Annotated in this window: 11 protein-coding genes and 2 tRNA genes; 10 read left to right on the forward strand and 3 right to left on the reverse strand. The window is 62.9% G+C overall.

The window, feature by feature from the left end; translation table 11 throughout:
* Window positions 1-197: 197 nt before the first annotated feature.
* The 4 genes from CCR95_RS09660 (at window position 198) to CCR95_RS09675 (ending at window position 5116) form a co-directional block, all read left to right on the forward strand.
* Window positions 198-2027 carry an ABCB family ABC transporter ATP-binding protein/permease gene (locus CCR95_RS09660; protein WP_420825652.1) on the forward strand — a complete coding sequence of 610 codons (1830 nt, stop codon included), beginning with the start codon at window positions 198-200 and terminating at the stop codon, window positions 2025-2027.
* A 150-nt stretch (window positions 2028-2177) separates the two neighbouring features.
* Window positions 2178-2693, forward strand: coding sequence for an SCP2 sterol-binding domain-containing protein (locus CCR95_RS09665; RefSeq protein ID WP_201093890.1), 516 nt, complete (start codon window positions 2178-2180; stop codon window positions 2691-2693).
* Between the two features lie 153 nt (window positions 2694-2846).
* Window positions 2847-4472, forward strand: coding sequence for a histidine kinase (locus CCR95_RS09670; RefSeq protein WP_201093907.1), 1626 nt, complete (start codon window positions 2847-2849; stop codon window positions 4470-4472).
* On the forward strand, window positions 4460-5116 hold the full coding sequence (locus CCR95_RS09675; protein WP_201093892.1) for a response regulator: 657 nt from the start codon (window positions 4460-4462) through the stop codon (window positions 5114-5116). Before CCR95_RS09670 ends, CCR95_RS09675 begins: the two co-directional genes overlap by 13 nt.
* An 85-nt stretch (window positions 5117-5201) precedes the next feature.
* On the opposite strand, the gene CCR95_RS09680 is transcribed toward CCR95_RS09675, so the two are convergent.
* A complete protein-coding gene (locus tag CCR95_RS09680; RefSeq protein WP_201093894.1) occupies window positions 5202-6290 on the reverse strand; it encodes a carboxylate--amine ligase in 1089 nt (362 codons plus the stop codon).
* Between the two features lie 440 nt (window positions 6291-6730).
* Here CCR95_RS09680 and CCR95_RS09685 point away from each other — a divergent pair, with 440 nt between their 5' ends.
* Window positions 6731-7039, forward strand: a complete 309-nt coding sequence (locus CCR95_RS09685; RefSeq protein WP_201093896.1) for a hypothetical protein — start codon at window positions 6731-6733, stop codon at window positions 7037-7039.
* Here CCR95_RS09685 and CCR95_RS09690 read toward each other — a convergent pair.
* Together CCR95_RS09690 and CCR95_RS09695 are read right to left on the reverse strand one after the other, a co-directional pair.
* Entirely contained in the window at window positions 6972-10244 is a 3273-nt protein-coding gene (locus CCR95_RS09690) for an efflux RND transporter permease subunit (RefSeq protein WP_242523157.1), read from the reverse strand. The genes CCR95_RS09685 and CCR95_RS09690 overlap by 68 nt on opposite strands.
* Window positions 10237-11319, reverse strand: a complete 1083-nt coding sequence (locus CCR95_RS09695) for an efflux RND transporter periplasmic adaptor subunit (protein ID WP_201093898.1) — start codon at window positions 11317-11319, stop codon at window positions 10237-10239. Before CCR95_RS09695 ends, CCR95_RS09690 begins: the two co-directional genes overlap by 8 nt.
* A gap of 307 nt (window positions 11320-11626) precedes the next feature.
* Between CCR95_RS09695 and CCR95_RS09700 the strand changes: the two genes are divergently transcribed.
* The 5 genes from CCR95_RS09700 (at window position 11627) to CCR95_RS09720 (ending at window position 15208) form a co-directional block, all read left to right on the forward strand.
* A complete protein-coding gene (locus CCR95_RS09700; protein ID WP_201093900.1) occupies window positions 11627-13444 on the forward strand; it encodes an AMP-binding protein in 1818 nt (605 codons plus the stop codon).
* Window positions 13445-13487: 43 nt separating this feature from the next.
* Window positions 13488-13561, forward strand: a tRNA-Gly gene (locus tag CCR95_RS09705).
* 50 nt (window positions 13562-13611) lie between these two features.
* Window positions 13612-14706 (forward strand): A/G-specific adenine glycosylase, encoded by a 1095-nt coding sequence (gene mutY, locus CCR95_RS09710; RefSeq protein ID WP_201093902.1) that lies wholly within the window; start codon window positions 13612-13614, stop codon window positions 14704-14706.
* The gene (locus tag CCR95_RS09715) at window positions 14703-14975 is read left to right on the forward strand and encodes an oxidative damage protection protein (RefSeq protein WP_201093903.1); all 273 of its coding nucleotides are present in this window, start codon (window positions 14703-14705) and stop codon (window positions 14973-14975) included. Before mutY ends, CCR95_RS09715 begins: the two co-directional genes overlap by 4 nt.
* A 157-nt stretch (window positions 14976-15132) precedes the next feature.
* Window positions 15133-15208: transfer RNA gene (locus CCR95_RS09720), tRNA-Phe, on the forward strand.
* Window positions 15209-15820: the final 612 nt, after the last annotated feature.

Genomic DNA, 15820 nt, shown 5'->3' on the forward strand with positions numbered 1-15820 from the left:
ACCAGCAGCGAATACGGATTGTCGGCTGTGCGGACCAGGGAGTCAGGCGTCATGGCGAATTCTCTCCCCCCTTGTTGCGGTGTTGGCGTATTGTCCTGGCGATAAAATACTGGATCGTCGGCGTTTCGGCTGAAATTTTTCGGCTCATCAACCCTGGATCCCCGGCGCGCGATCCCCTGGAGGTCAAGCACCCAATGATGAAGCGAATTATTGCCACCGAAAAGGTTCATGGCGACCGGCGCGACTGGCGCAATCTGCGCGACATGCTGCCCTATCTCTGGGAGTTCCGTGGCCGCGCCAGCCTGGCGATCGCCTGTCTGGTGCTGGCCAAGGTCGCCAATGTCGGCGTGCCGCTGGTGCTCAAGGGCATCGTCGACGCCTTCCAGGCGCCCGCGACCCAGACGCTGATCCTGCCGTTCAGCCTGCTGCTGGCCTACGGTCTGCTCAAACTCAGCGCTTCCCTGTTCAACGAACTGCGCGATGTCGTCTTCGCGCGGGTGCGCTACCGCGCCATGCGGCGTCTGTCCACGCGGGTGCTGGGACATCTGCACCGACTCTCGCTGCGCTATCACCTGGAACGCCAGAGCGGTGCCGTCAGCCGCGACCTGGAGCGCGGTACCCGCTCGGTCTCGACCATCCTCAATTATGTCGTCTTCAGCGTGCTACCGGTGCTGGTCGAATTCACCCTGGTGGCGGCGATCCTGCTCGGTCGCTATGACCCGTCCTTCATGCTCGTCACCTTCGGCACGGTCGCGGTCTATTTCGCCTTCACCTTCGCGATCACCGAGTGGCGCATGGACTATCGCCATCGGATGAACCGGCTCGACTCGGAGGCCAACCATCAGGCGTTCGACAGCCTCATCAACTACGAGACGGTCAAGTATTTCGGCAACGAGCGCCTGGAACTGGATCGCTACGACGGCACGCTCGCCGACTGGGAGGAAATGGCGGTCGCCAGCCAAACCTCAATGTCGCTGCTCAATTTCGGTCAGGGCGCCATCATCGCCATCGGCGTCACGCTGATCATGAGCCTCGCGGCCCAGGGCGTGGTCGCCGGCCAGATGAGCGTCGGCGATCTGGTGCTGGTCAACGCGCTGCTGCTGCAACTCTTCATCCCGCTCGGGTTTCTCGGCATCGTCTACCGTCAGATCAAATACGCCATCGCGGACATGGATCTGGTGTTCAAACTGCTGGAGCGCACGCCCGAGATCCAGGACCGTCCAACCGCCCGGCCCCTGCGGCTGGGACAGGGCGGCATCCGTTTCGAGCGGGTGGATTTTCATTATCAGCCGGAGCGCGCCATCCTGCGCGGCCTGGATTTCAGCATCGAACCCGGCCAAAAGCTCGCCGTGGTCGGCCATAGCGGCGCCGGCAAATCGACCCTGGCACGGCTGCTGTTTCGTTTCTACGACGTGACCGGCGGGCGTATCCTAATCGACGGTCAGGATCTGCGCGATCTCACCCAGAACAGCCTGCGCGCGGCCATCGGCATCGTCCCCCAGGACACTGTGCTCTTCAACGACAGTCTTTATTACAACCTGGCCTATGGACGCCCCGGCGCGACCCGCGCGGAGATCGAGCGGGCCGCCGACATGGCCCATATCCGCGCCTTCATCGAGAGCCTGCCCGACGGCTGGGAAACGGTGGTCGGCGAGCGCGGGCTGAAACTGTCCGGCGGCGAGAAACAGCGCGTCGCCATCGCCCGCGCCATTTTGAAACGTCCGCGCATCCTCATCTTCGACGAAGCGACCTCCTCGCTCGACAGTCACACCGAGCAGGCGATTCAGCAGACCATGATCGAGGTGGCCGAGAACCATACCACGCTGGTCATCGCGCACCGTCTCTCGACGGTCGTGGACGCCAACCGGATTCTGGTGATGGAACAGGGTCGTATCCGCGAACAGGGCACGCATCGCGAGCTTCTGGACGCGGGCGGACACTATGCGTCGATGTGGGAGTTGCAGCAGCGCGAAGGGGGCGATGCCGTGGTCTTACCTGATGCATCTGGCGAGACCATGCCGTCATGAAAGCATACCGCCAACCGGACCAGAGCCGTCCCGCGGCGCGCCACGCGACCATGGGCTTGTGTTCGACGGTTGCGCGCGACTACCATCAGACCCGCATCGCCATTCACAGAAGGCCGCCTTCAGCGGCTCAGCCACCATGAGGATAGACCAATGATTCCACGCATCACCGCCACTCTAGCGGCCCTGGCCTGCTCGTCGGCCGTCACCGCCGCCACCTTCATGGACGACGACTGGGCGTCCGCCGCCTGCGCCGCCTGGAACAATACCCCCACCCTCACCAATGAACTCGGGGGCGCGGCCTGGGCGGCGAACGACGCCGGGCGCGGCTTCAAGATCATTCAACTCTACCGAGGCAAGTGTGGCGCCGCCTCCAAGGTCGAACTTGAGATCAGCAACCAGGACGGCAAGGCCCACTGCGCGCGCGGCGGCACGGTCAAGCACAGTCAACTCGACCCCAAGGTCGACTATCTGATGTACGCCTCCGACGAGGATTGGGCCTGCATGGGCCAGGGCAGCTTCGGCTGTGGCGCCATGGGCGCCATGATGACCGGCAAGCTCAAGTTTCAGGGTCCCAAGGGCGAGGCCATGAGCGTCATGGGGCCTTTCGACAGCTTTCTGCTCCTGACCGGAAAGGTTCCGGGCGACACCTCCTCCTGTCCGAAATAGACCAGGCCCGCGGATTTCCAGCGACCACCTCGCGCGGGCCTTGACGCTTTGTCACGCCTCGCGCCTGGTTCCCGCCGATTCGCCAGGAACGGCGGCTTGGCGATGACCAGACGCCGGCGACATCACTTCAACGGTACGAATGCCGCCATCGCGATGACCCCGAACAACACCCTCGGCGCCCCCCATCAGCCACTCGAACCTTCCCGTGTCCACGCCATCCTCCGGGCAACGCAGCTCGCGATCCCGCTGCTGACGGTGGCGATCGCGCTGACGGCGGCCCTGATCCTGCTGGCGACGCATTGGATCTGGCCCGGCCCCCTCTGGCGGCTGTGGTTTTTCCTCGCCGCGCTCCTGCTGACCGGACTGCTTGGCCTGACCGTCGCCTGGATACGTCTGCGCCGCCAACTGCTGATCCCGCTGGCGCGGCTGGAACACTCGTTAAGCCGGGTCTGCCAGGGCGAGCAGGGGGCCAGCGAGGCGCTGCGCGAGACAGGCGTGCTCGGTCGCATCGCCCAGGATATCCGCGCCCTCAACGAGGAACTGACCGATCTCTACGAGGACATGGACAACCGGGTCGCGCGCCAAACCATGCGTCTCGCGCAAAAGACCGCCTCGCTCAAGATCCTCTACGACGTGGCCGCCGGCATTCAGCAAACCGAGAGCGTCGAGGAATTGCTGCTGCGCTTTTTGCGGGTGCTCAAGGAGATGATCAACGGGCGGGCGGCGACCGTGCGTCTGGTCATGGCCGACGGCTCGCGGCGTCTGATCGGCTCCATCGGCCTGAACGACGATCTGGTGCGCGAGCAGGACATGGCCCCGGTGGATCTCTGTCTATGCGGCACGGCGCTCACGCCCGGCGACATCGTTTGCGACAAGGACGCGCGCTATTGTTCGCGCATCTATGGCCGGCGCATGTTCAAAAGCTCCGAGATCGAGGTGGTGACGGTGCCGCTGGAGCATCGCGACGAACTGCTCGGCGTCTACAGTATCTTCGTCGACCGGCCCGGCGTCACGGCGCGCGAGGACATCATGGATCTGCTTTTCACCGTCGGTCATCATCTGGGCGTCGCCATCGCCAAGCAACGCTCCGACGCCGAGACGCGCCGACTCTCCATCGTCGAAGAACGAAACTCGCTGGCCCACGAACTGCATGATTCGCTGGCCCAAACCCTGGCGAGTCTGCGCTTTCAGTGCCGGATGCTGAACGATTCGCTGGGCGACGCCCCCATCTCCGAGGATGCCCGCAACGATCTGGCGCGCATTCGTAACGGACTCGACGAGGCCCATACCGAGCTGCGCGAACTGCTCGCCAGCTTCCGGGCGCCGCTCGACCGGCGCGGTCTGGTGCCCGCGCTGGCGAAACTCACCAACCGACTCGGTCGCGAGACCGGCGTCCATGTGCTTTTTCAGAACGATTGCCGGCCCTTTGAACTCTCTGCCAGCGAGGAACTTCAACTCCTGCGCATCGCCCAGGAGACGCTCGCCAACATCCGCAAGCACGCGCGAGCCCACACGGTTAGGGTACTGCTGACGCGCGAGCCCGATGGCCGGCATGTCCTGCTGATCGAGGATGATGGGGTTGGATTCAGCACCCCATCCGATGGCGCCCGTCCTGGCGAGTGCATCGGTCTGTCAATCTTAGAGGAGCGCGCGCGCCGCATCGGCGCGGAGCTGTCCATCGAGAGCGATCCGGGAGAAGGCACCCGCGTTGAGGTCATCTTCGAGGTCAACCGGCGCGCCGCGCGCCCTGTGCTGGAGCCGATCCAATGCGCGTCCTGATGATTGACGATCACGCCCTCTTTCGCTTCGGGCTCCAGGAATTGCTGGAGCGACGCGGTATCGAGGTGATCGCGGTCGGGGACGCGACGGCCGGGCTGCAACGGGTTGCCGAAACCGTTCCCGACGTGGTTCTGCTGGACATGCGTATGCCGCAACTCTCCGGTCTGGAGCTGCTGCGTCAACTGCGCGCTACCCATCAGCGCATGCCGATCGCCATGCTAACCACCAGCGCCGAGGAGCGCGACGTGATCGATTCGCTGCAAAGCGGCGCGCAGGGCTATCTGCTCAAGGACATGGAACCGGACGCGCTGATCGCCGCCCTGGGCGAGATCGTGCGCGGGCGCACCGTGGTCGCGCCCGAACTCGCCATCGTGCTCGCCCGGGCGGTCCAGGGCGAGGCACGGGGCGCGCAGACCGCCAGCGGCATCGCCGACCTCACCCCGCGCGAGCAGGAAATTCTCTGCCATCTCGCCGAGGGTCAAAGCAACAAGAGCATCGCGCGTCGGCTCGGGATCTCGGACGGCACCGTCAAGCTGCACGTCAAGGCGATCCTGCGCAAACTGGAGGTCCATTCGCGGGTCGAGGCGGCAGTGATCGCCGTCGAGCGGGGGTTGTGCGAACGGGTGCCGGGGCGAGAGATCTGATGCGTCCGCGGGCGCTCGAGGAATGGCCACCACGCGCATCGGCGCGGCCGCTGGCAGAGACGGACGAGACCGCGCCGGACGCGGTTTAGCGATCTTGCCTGGAAGGCGACGGCAATCGCCCCAGGAGACGGCGCATGAACTTACCCGCCAACGTCGCCACAAAGACAGCGGATGGCCGAAGATCGTCGACCGCGAGATGCGCCAGCTCGGAGACGTCCCGCAACGAACCGAGCCAGGCGCCAAGCGTGAGCGAGCCGGCGCGCGTATGAGCGCGCAGGGCGCCGAAATCCTTATCCTCGACCAGCCAGCGACGCCCCCAGACGGGCGCGACAGTCGGCAGGCTCTGACCGGTGAGATCCAGGTACAGCGCTCGCACGACATCGAATCCCTGTTGATCGACAAATAGCCTGAACGTGGCTCCGATGCGTGGGTTGACATCCAGCAACTTCCACTGTTCATCGCGTTTGTCATAGCAGAAATCAGCGTCGACGATCCCCTGATATCCGGTCGCCGCAACGATTCGCGAGATGCTGTCAATCATGGCAGGACAGGGAGCGCAAACGCCGAGCGTCGTGACACCGCCATCGATGGGAAGCTGGCGCAACTTGTGGCCGGTGATTGCAAAGCGACATTCTCCAGCCTGATCGAAATAGGCATTCAGCATCCAGGTATCCCGGGTGTCGCCGGGAATGAACTCTTGCAGCGCAAGATTCTTGACGCCTGGCTCGTCCAATTCGGAGTAGGCGTCCCGCAACTCGGATTGCCGATGCACGACCGCCATTCGACGCCCGGTACGGCGCATCAGTCGATCTGGATCGATCGCCTTGACAATCAACGGAAACGGGAACCCCTGACCCTCGCTCACCGCCTGCTCGATGGAATCCGGAAAGAGCGTCTCGGGTGTGGGAACCCCTTCGGCGACGCAGAGGTCGTAGAGCGATTCCTTGCTGTAAAGACGGGGCATGGCACCCGGTTCCGGTTGCGGAAACAGAAACCACTGCGACAACGAATCCCGATATTGATCGACGAACAGACTGCGCGTATCGAAGGTTGGCAGCAGGATGGATTTTTGACCGATCTGGCGTCCCACGCCGAGGAGGAATTGCGTCGAGTCATCCGCGGAGCTTGACTCGAAGTCCCACGCAAATCGTCCCGCGCAATAACGTGACTTCATGGCAAGTGCATTGGGATCATGGTCGATGCAATAAACTTTGACTCCCATCCGCCCCAGCGTGCGAACGATCGCCAACGAACAATAATTTTCCGCGCGAAACACAACTACCGGCGTGGTGGTGGCGAAATTTGCGATCTGTTTAGATGCCATTTTGTCGTGGTTCTTGGAATTGAACCATCCGAAGTGTGGATGAAACGCTAGTCTAAATCCGCGTGGCGTCGTGTCAATGTCAATGTCAATGGCTGGAAAACTGGCTCCTGGGTCAGAAATGTTCGACGGTCTCACGGCTTTCCAAGCCGGTGTAACCGTCGCAGAAGGCACAATGAGTTTGTGTCATCGCCGCGAGACTTGCGCGAATCTCCCGATAGCAGGTTTGGCTGCGCCAACTGAAAGGGTGCACGGAATTTCGCATCCTTTCGGCGACGTACTCTATCAGTTCCGTGAAGTCCGGCTTTTTTTACGCCGAGGTCACACGCCTCCTTCAGGAGGCACTGACGGCCCATATCAGCGAACGCAGCGCAGCTTTCGGGGAATTCCTCGCCATCGAAGCCGACGGTATTCCGCGCAACGCACTTGCCGAAGTTCAGGTCACGTTGGCAAGCGCCGAGCAGGACATCAAAGTCGCTGCCATGGCACGGATCGGCGGCGAGCGAGAGGCGCTCGAGCGCGACTGCGACACCCTCACCCCGTCGCCCCCCGAATCCACTCCACCCGCTTGCGCATCGTCCCGTAATACACCACCGGAATGACCACCAGCGTCAGCACCGTGGAGACGAACAGACCGAACAGCAGCGCCACCGCCAACCCCGAAAAGATCGGATCGTCGAGGATGAAGACGGCGCCGGCCATGGCGGCCAGCGCGGTGAGCATGATCGGCTTGGCGCGCACCACCGCCGAGTTGATGACGGCGTCCTCCAGGGCGCTGCCCTCGCGCACCTGCTGGTTGATGAAGTCCACCAGCAGGATGGAATTGCGCACGATGATGCCCGCGAGCGCGATCATGCCGATCATGGAGGTGGCGGTGAACTGGGCGCCCAGCAAGGCGTGACCGGGCATGATGCCGATGAGCGTGAGCGGGATCGGGGCCATGATGACCAGGGGCACCAGATAGCTGCGGAACTGGGCGACCACCAGCAGATAGATCAGAATCAGTCCGACCCCGTAGGCGATCCCCATGTCGCGGAAGGTCTCGTAGGTAACCTGCCACTCGCCGTCCCATTTGAGACTGTATTCGTAGGGGTTGGTCGGCGCCTCCCGATACCATTGTTCGAGCCCCAGATCGCGGGTCAGGGTCGCGGCCATCGCGAACAGGCCGTAGAGCGGGCTGTCGGTCGCGCCGGCCATGTCGCCGGTGACATAGACCACCGGCAGCAGATCCTTGTGATAGATGCTGTGCTCGCGGCTGCCGTCGACGACCTCGACGATCTCGGACAGCGGCACCAGTTGCCCGCCCTCCGAGCGCACCCGCAGCGCCAGTACCTGTTCCAGATCGGCCTTGTCCGCCTCGCTGTATTCGACCCGGATCGGCACCGCGTATTTGACGTTGGCGCCATGCAGATAGCTCATGGCCTCGCCGTTGAGCACGGTGCTCAGCGCCGAGGCGATGCTGGACTGCGCTACGCCCAGGCGGGCGGCCTTGGCGCGGTCGACCACCAAGGTCAGCTTTTGGGAGGGAGACTCGACCGAGTCGTCGACATCGACGATATCCGGCGTGCCCTCGAACACGGCGCGGACCTGTTTGGCGATGCCGATCTGACCCTCGTAGTTCAGGCCGTAGACCTCGGCGACCAACGGCGAGAGGACCGGCGGGCCGGGCGGAATCTCGACGATCTTGGCATTGCCGTCATAACGCCGGGCAATCTCCTGCAACGGCTCGCGCAGTTCCAGGGCGATGGCGTGGCTCTTTTTGTCGCGATGATGCGCATCGACCAGATTGACCTGCAAATCGCCGAGATGCGCGCCCTCGCGCAGATAATACTGACGCACCAGACCGTTGAAGTTGATCGGGGCGGCGGTGCCGGCGTAGCCCTGATAGTCGGTGACTTCCGGGACGGTGGCCAGATACTCGCCCATCTCGGTGAGGACGCGCGTGGTCTGTTCCAGGCTGGTGCCCTCGGGCATGTCGAGCACGACCTGGAACTCGCTCTTGTTGTCGAACGGCAGCATCTTGAGCACGACGGACTGGTTGACCGCGAGCGCAAGCGAGCCGGCGATCAGCACCAGAATCCCGCCCAGCAGGAACCAGCGGTTGAGATGGCCCCGGCGTCCGGCGAGGAAGGGTCCGATCAGACGACGGAATAGCCCGTCCAGACGTCCGTGGCCGTTCTCGTCATGCGCCCCGTGATCCGCGCCGGCCAGCACCATGGCGGCCCGTTTGCGCCCGAGCATGAAGTTGGTCATCCAGGGCGTGAAGACGAAGGCGACGATCAGCGAGATCAGCATGCCAAGCGAGGCGTTGATCGGGATCGGGCTCATGTAGGGCCCCATGAGTCCGCTGACGAAGGCCATCGGCAGCAGCGCGGCGATGACCGTGAAGGTGGCCAGGATGGTCGGTCCGCCCACCTCGTCGACCGCCCTTGGCATCAGATCCAGCAGTTTGTCTTTCGTGAGCGCCATGTGTCGATGGATGTTTTCGACCACCACGATGGCGTCGTCGACCAGGATGCCGATCGAAAAGATGAGCGCGAACAGCGACACACGATTGAGCGTGAAGCCCCAGGCCCAGGAGGCGAAGAGCGTCAGGGCCAGGGTCACGACGACGGCCGCGCCGACGATGATGGCCTCGCGCCAGCCGATCGCGAACAGCACCAACAGCACCACGGAAGCGGTGGCGAAGGTGAGCTTGCTGATCAGCTTTTTGGCCTTGGCGTCGGCGGTCGCGCCATAGTTGCGCGTCACCGTGACCTCGACGTTGTCGGGGATGAAGATGCCGTGCAGTTGCTCGAAACGATCGATGACCCGCTGGGCGACCTCCACCGCATTGACGCCGGCCTGCTTGGCGACCGCGATGGTGACTGCCGGGGTAGTCCTTGTCAGATCGAGGCCGGCGTGCCCGACCCCCGAGCCCGCGCCCATCCAGACATAGCTTTCCGGTTGCTGGGGACCGCGCTCGATGGTGGCGACATCGCGCAGATAGACCGGTCGCCCGCCATGCAGCCCGACCACCAGATCGCCGATCTGCTCGGGACTGGTCAGAAAGGTGCCGGCCTGGACCAGAATCTCCCGGTTGTCGGCGGTCACTTCCAGGTTGTCGCGGATCGCGTTGCCGGCCTGGAGCGAGCGGCGCAGGTCGGTCAGATCGATGCCGTAGCCGGCGAGCGTTTCGGGCTGAAGCAGCACCCGCACCACCTGATCCGGCACGCCGAGCGTGTAGATATCGCGGGTGCCGGGGACACGCTTGAGTTCTTGCTCGATGGCATGCGCGACCTGCCCAAGCTCGAAGGCGCCGACGTTTTCGTCCTTGGACCAGAGGGTCGCGGTCAGGATGGGCACGTCGTCGATGCCCTTGGGTTTGACGATCGGCGTGCCGACGCCCAGGTTGGGCGGCAGCCAGTCCTGATTGGACAGCACCTTGCTAAACAGGCGGACCACCGCGTCGGTGTTGTCCTCGCCGACCTGGTACTGGACCGTGACCACCGCCATGCCGGGACGTGAAACCGAGAAGACGTGCTCGATGCCCCGGATCTCGGAGAAGACCTGCTCGGCTGGTCCCGCCACCAGATGCTCGATCTCGCTGGCGGAGGCGCCGGGAAAGGGAATGAAGACATCGGCAAAGGTGACGTCGATCTGCGGCTCTTCCTCGCGTGGCGTCACCATGACCGCGAAAAGTCCCAGCAGCAGACCCACCAGGGCCAGCAGCGGGGTGATTTCGGTGGCCTGGAAGCGCGCAGCGAGACTGCCGGCAAGCCCCAGCTTCGCCGGCCCCGCATTCTCCGTCATGGCTGGCTCAGTCATGACCTGTCCCCTCCGCGCCCGTGTGACGCACCGGCGCCTGCGACTTGAGCAAGGCACCAGCGGCGATCGGATCGAGCGCGACATGCTCGCCCTCGGTCAGACCGGCAAGTACCACATAGGCATCCGGCAGCGCCTGACCGACCCGAATCTGACGAAAGTGGACATGATCGCCATCCGTGATCACATAGACCCCCGTGACCTCCGAGCGCTGGACCACCGCCGCCCTGGGCACCGTCAGCTCACGCTTTTCGCCGACCACGAAGCCGGTCTTGACGAACATCCCCGGAAACAGCGCGCGGAGCTGGCCGCTGGTCTCCGCCGGCAGCTCGATGCGCACCTTGAAGGTGTTGGAGCCCAGATCGGCGAAGGGAAAGACGGTGATGTTGCTGGTTTCGATGGCCTGTCCATCGGGCAGATAGACCCGCGCCAGCGTTCCCTTTTTGGCGCCGCCACGCACCGAGGGGATCACGCTCTGCGGAACGTCGACGATCACCCGCAGTTCATCGAGCGAGATGCCACTCATGACTGGCGCGCCGGAGCTCGCGATCTCGCCAAGCTGGACATGACGATGCGTGACGATGCCCGAATAGGGCGCGCGGATCTGGGTGTAGGCGAGTTGCTCCTGCGCCTGCTCAAGACGCGCGGTCGCCGCCTCCAGTTCGGCCTGCGCACTAGCTAGGTCGGCGGTCGCCTGATCCATCGCCGAGTCGGAGACATTCTTCTTTTGATAGAGTCCCTCGACACGCGCGAACTCGTCCTTCGCCTGTTGCAGCCGGGCGGTCGCGGACTTCAAGTCGGCTGCCGCCTGGGTGACCCGAGTACGGTGTTCGGTATCTTTCAACCGGACCAGCACCGCGTTTTTGTCGACATAATCGTCGACATCGTAGAGGATTTCCTCGACCTGCCCCTGCGTCTGAGCCGATACGGTGGTGCGGTTGACCGCCTCCACGAGTCCGTCGAGACGGTACTCGCGCGGCAGGTTGCGCGACTCGGCACCCGCGGTGTCCAGCGCGGCGGCCCGCGCGTCGACTGTCAGCAGCAGAACCACGACAGTCAAAAATCCGATCTTGTTCATGGAGATGGATCCTTTAAATATTAGATTTCACTAATATACCGTTTTCCACTTGGATATCAAGATTATTGATGAATCGCTCCGCGAATGCGAACCGGAACGCCCGGATACCCCGCCGCCGATCGACCGAACGACGGTCCCGTCAACGATCCGCGAAGGATTGCAAATTCATGACGGCCTTTATACCGTTCGATTCCGCTCCGAAGGAGCCTGCGTTCACGCCAATCTGGCCGAGCACGCGAAACCGCGCCGGCCAAGCCAGCCCCGGTTGCCGTGTTTGCAAGACAATAAACATCATGAGGACAGCCCCGTGAGTCAATGGTCCGAGGATTTAATCGCGGTCGACCGAGCCCGAACCCTGGACGGTCTCTTTCTCCAACGGACCCACCGAACGCCCGACCGCATTGCCTATCGGTCTTTCGAGCGAACCGGTCACTGGCGGGATCTGACCTGGCGCGACATGGGACAGTGGGTGGCGCGCTGGCGGCAGGCGCTCGCCGGCGAGTCGCTCGAATCCGGCGACCGGGTCGCGTTGCTGCTGCGCAACTGCCCGGAATGGGTGATGTTCGATCAGGCCGCGTTCGCGCTAGGTCTGGTCACGGTTCCGCTCTACACCGACGACCGCGCGGAAAACGCCGCCTACATTCTCCAGGACGCGGCGGCCAAGCTCCTGCTGATCCAGGACGCCGGACGCTGGAAGCGTCTGGCCGAGGTCATCGGCGACGCGCCCTGGCCCCTCCGGGTGGTGATCCTGGAGCCAAGCGACGCGGCGACCGAACTCGCGGCACATGACCCGCGAGTCGTGGTTGCCGACACCTGGCTGCCCTCCTCCGCCCCGGCGCTGGCCCAGCGCGACGGCGATCCGCTCGCCCTGGCGACCATCGTTTATACCTCCGGCACCACCGGCCGCCCCAAGGGCGTGATGCTCAGTCATCGCAACATCCTGACCAATGTCCATGGCGTCGTCACGCTCATCAATGTCTATCCGGAGGATCTCTTCCTCTCCTTTCTGCCACTCTCGCACATGCTGGAACGCACGGGTGGCTATTACCTGCCGATCATGGCGGGTTCCTGCGTGGCCTTCGCCCGTTCGGTGGGGCAATTAGCGGAGGATCTCCAGAGCATTCGTCCGACCGTCATAATCGCCGTTCCGCGAGTTTTCGAGCGTGTTTATCATCGCCTGCAGGATCAGTTGTTGAGCCGTCCGGCGCCGATACGCTGGCTGTTTCGGCTGGCGGTCGCGACCGGCTGGCGCGCCTTTCTGCGCGAACAGGGACGCGGCGGTTGGCATCCGCTCCTGCTGCTCTGGCCCTGGCTGCGGCGCAAGGTCGGCGCGACGGTCCTAGAGAAACTCGGCGGTCGGATGCGTGTCGCCGTCAGCGGTGGCGCCGCCCTGCCGGCCGGCGTGGCGCACACCTTCATCGGACTCGGCCTGCCCTTGATCCAAGGCTATGGCCTGACCGAAACCAGCCCGGTCGTCAGCTTCAATCCGCTGCGGAAGAACGTCCCCGAGAGCGTCGGTGTCCCCATCCGCGGCATCCAGGTGCGCATTGGCGCCGACGACGAGCTGATGGTCAAAGGCGACAACGTCATGCAGGGCTACTGGAACAACCATGCCGCAACCGCCAAGGTTCTGACCCAGGACGGCTGGCTGCACACCGGCGATCAGGCGCGCATCGAGGATGGTCATATCTACATCACGGGCCGGATCAAGGACATCCTGGTGCTCTCGAATGGCGAGAAAGTGCCGCCCGCCGATCTGGAGATGGCCATCGTCATGGATCCCTTGTTCGATCAGGTGCTGCTGCTTGGCGAAGGCCATTCCTATCTCTCCGCCCTGCTGGTGCTGAACGCCGAACTCTGGGTCGGGTTCGCCCGCGAGCACGGACTCGACCCCGAACAACCCGCCAGCCTGACGGATCCCCATCTGCTCAAGGACATTCTCAAGCGCATCCGCCTCGCCTTGCGGGACTTCCCCGGCTTCGCCAAGATCCGCCGCGCGACCCTGACCCTGGAGCCCTGGTCGATCGACAACGGACTGCTGACGCCGACGCTCAAGGTCAAGCGCGGCCCCGTGATGGAACGCTACCGGGCCGCGATCGCGGACATGTACGACCTGGATGCATAGCTTGCCTTCATGCCGGTCAGTGCATACACTACAGCTTCGTGACGCGGGTGTAGTTCAATGGTAGAACTTCAGCTTCCCAAGCTGATAGCGTGGGTTCGATTCCCATCACCCGCTCCAACTTCCTTCCTGCGTTACTCCACGGCAACCCACCGTTTGGATCGAGTCAATTGCTTCCGTCTGACTTCACCCCAAACGACTTCGCCGCCGCGCTCCTGAGCTGGTTCGACCGGCATGGCCGCCATGATCTACCCTGGCAGATCGCCCCCACGCCCTACCGCGTCTGGGTCTCCGAAATCATGTTGCAGCAGACCCAGGTCAGTGTCGTCACCCCCTATTTCGAGCGGTTCATGGCGCGCTTTCCGAGCGTGATGGACCTGGCGGGCGCACCCATCGATGCAGTGCTCGCGCACTGGTCCGGGCTCGGTTATTACGCGCGGGCGCGCAACCTGCATCGGGCCGCCGGACTGATCCGGGACCACTACCGGGGCATCTTTCCCACCGACCTCGCTCAGGTTCAGGCACTGCCCGGTATCGGCCGCTCCACCGCTGGCGCCATTCTGTCCCTCGCCGCGCATCAGGCGCATCCAATCCTCGACGGCAATGTCAAACGGGTACTGGCCCGCTACTTCGCCATCGACGGCTGGCCCGGACGCGGCGAGGTGTTAACCGCGCTCTGGGCCTGCGCCGAACGACTCACCCCGCTGGAGCGCGTGGGCGACTATAACCAGGGCATGATGGATCTTGGCGCCACAGTCTGCACCCGCGGCAAACCGGCCTGCGAACGCTGTCCGGTCGTAACCGGCTGCCTGGCCTGCCTCCAGGGACGCCAGCGCGAATTCCCCGCCAGCCGACCGCGCAAGCCGCTTCCCGAGCGCGACACCCTGATGCTCGTCGCCATCAATCCGGCTGGGGAAATCCTCCTCGAACGCCGCCCGCCGACCGGCCTTTGGGGCGGACTCTGGAGTCTGCCGGAGACCGCCGTCGGCAGCGACCCCGCCGACTGGTGCCTGACCCGTTTCGGCAACGTCCCGCTCGGGGTTGAAATGCTCCCGGCGCGCCATCACACCTTTAGCCACTTCAGCCTCGGGATCCGGGTCGCGGCCATTCGCATCGACGGATCCAGCCAGCAGATTGCCGACCATGACGATCGACGCTGGCTGAATCGTGCGGACCTTCCGGCGTTCGGTCTTCCAACCCCAGTCAAAGCCATCCTCGACGCCCTCCTCACGGGCTCACAGCAGATTGAAGGAGAAACCCCATGAGCCGTCTCGTCCACTGCGTCAAGCTCGGCCGCGAAGCCGAGGGACTCGACCGCCAGCCGTATCCGGGCGATCTCGGCAAGCGCGTCTTCGAACAGGTCTCCAAACCGGCCTGGCAGGACTGGCTGCGCCACCAGACGATGCTGATCAACGAAAATCGCCTCAGCCCGCTGGACCCCAAGTCACGAAAATTTCTGGAAGGCGAAATGGAGCGGTTTTTCTTTGGCGAAGGTGCCGAGAAGCCCGCGGGCTATGTCCCGCCCGCGCATTGAGGGCCACTCGTCCACGCGAAAATAGGCGGGCGGAGATCGCTAACGAAAGGTGAAAGCCCAGAGAAAAATCCACCCCGCCGTGCCGCCAAACACTTGACACAAGCGAGGGATATTGTTTCAATGCAGCGCTTAACTTAATTGCATCGCAATTCAGTAGGCCCAGGTAGCTCAGTCGGTAGAGCAGAGGACTGAAAATCCTCGTGTCGGTGGTTCGATTCCGCCCCTGGGCACCAACAAGACCTTGAAAATCCTCGTATTCTTGCCGGATACGGGGATTTTTTATGCCTGCGAGTCCCTGGCTCTGGGGCATTTCCGGTACCAGCCAAGCCTATATCACTAGACGCGTCATGGTTTCTGCGCCTAGACTCGATCAGTCGTGTGCGATGCTGACGATCGATACCGTTTGTCGGTTCGTTTCCATAACCACACCCTCACGAAACGCAGAGTGCGAGGTCGCCCAAGCTTAACAGCGTCCGCCGCGACAGTTTTGGGGATTAGATTCTGCCTATAAGTACCTCAATAGAATCGCTAATGGGTAATGAATGCGATAAAAATCAATTTAATAATTAATAATTATTTATAAATCAATATTTTGCAATAATTATTTTTTAATAAATCGAAAATTAGCTTCTACAAATAATTCTATTGAGGTACTTACAACAAGCGCAGAATCCGTCTAGTACCATAATTAGGGTTTCTGTCTAACTCACTGTTAGCCCATCCCATTACACACAACTTTACGTGTCCGGCATCTCCCTGGCATATTTGGCATATTTGGCATATTTGATTCCAGCCGCGAAATCCATGATGCGCTGCATGCCCAGCCAGATCGTCTTCAAGCCGGG

Origin of the sequence: Thiocystis minor (assembly GCF_016653465.1) — a bacterium.
In the GTDB taxonomy this organism is placed as follows: domain Bacteria; phylum Pseudomonadota; class Gammaproteobacteria; order Chromatiales; family Chromatiaceae; genus Chromatium; species Chromatium minus.